Consider the following 920-nt stretch of genomic DNA (forward strand, 5'->3'; position numbering starts at 1 on the left):
CTCATGCGTTCCGCTACTATAGCCCTGTAAAGGACCTATTGAGAAATCGTAACCATAACCGATCCTGATTTTATCTGATGGAAAAATCTGTATTGCTGCAACAGCAGAGTTTCGGGGTGTAAGGTCTCGCTGCAGATAACTTTTATCATACAGTTTTACTCCGGTCCGGTAGGAACCGCCAACCCACAGATATTCTTTAATCAATAAGAATGCATTTACATCTAAACTGGTTGGGCCGCCACGGTCATCCTTTAACAGAAATGAGGGTTTGATCTGAAAATCTTCCGAAAGTGGGAACAGTGCTCCGGCTGTAAGGTAATAATGTGGTTTAGGCTGTGGGATAAAAGCATAACGATCGATATTGATGTAAGTGGCAATCAGGTTATCTACCGAAAAACCAGCATAGTATTTGTCGTTTGCAAAATAAACCCCTGCCCTGGCATCGGGCACAATGGTACTTTGCACCCCTACTGGTTGATTAGGTTCTGGATTGTTTGGATTGAGCATAGAACCATCGATACCCAACTGCACCATTCCAACGCCAAGGCCAAGCGCCAATCTCGAACTGCCATCATCATTCATCCTGATGCGGTACGAATAATTACCGTAAATGCTCAGGTTGGTCTGTGCGCCAAGTTTATCGCTCGCTACCTGAAGGGCCAAGCCTACGTTACCGCTGTTTGCAATGGCATCTACCGCCAACGACATGCTTCTCGGTGCCCCGGTTATCCCCGTCCACTGGCTCCGGTAAAAGCTATGCACATTCAGTACTTCTTTGTAGCCTGCATAAGCTGGATTGATGTAAATTCCGTTAAACATATACTGACTGTACTGGGCGTCCTGTTGTGCGGATGCCGGCCTCGAAAGCAATAAAAACGAACCCGCTATTAACAATATTAATTTCTTCATCATCTTAATAT

At 45.2% G+C, this 920-nt stretch carries 1 protein-coding gene; it reads right to left on the reverse strand.

Annotated features, from left to right (window positions below; translation table 11 throughout):
• On the reverse strand, window positions 1-909 hold a 909-nt coding region (locus AC1DND_RS28600; RefSeq protein WP_477586319.1), incomplete at its 3' end, for a PorP/SprF family type IX secretion system membrane protein.
• Window positions 910-920: the final 11 nt, after the last annotated feature.

The sequence above is a fragment of the Pedobacter sp. 01N416 genome (assembly GCF_056399685.1).